Annotated in this window: 1 protein-coding gene; it reads left to right on the top strand. The window is 39.3% G+C overall.

The window, feature by feature from the left end; genetic code table 11:
* Nucleotides 1-244 (top strand): hypothetical protein (locus SANK73390_RS11360; RefSeq protein WP_462766132.1); only part of this gene is annotated, 244 nt, incomplete at both ends.

Here is a 244-nt window from a genome sequence, read left to right as displayed (position 1 = left end):
CACGAAGCCTGTTACTTGAATTTGGCATTGATATCCCTAAGTCTTACTGCAAGTTTAAACAAGAGTTACAAGAACTGCTTACTCATTCATTACAACCTGCTGTGCTGTTGATGGTTTCTGAAGTCTACGATGAACTCACAGGCTTTGAGCGAAAAATCCATTTACTCGATAGTTTGTTTAAACAAGAAAACTCCCGTAGCGAAGCCGCTCAAATCATACAATCTATTCCTGGCATTGGACTTAT

It is taken from the genome of Pseudoalteromonas sp. SANK 73390, assembly GCF_054966645.1.
The sequence above is the reverse complement of the archived record's forward strand: the minus strand, read 5'-3'. Positions and strand labels throughout refer to the sequence as shown.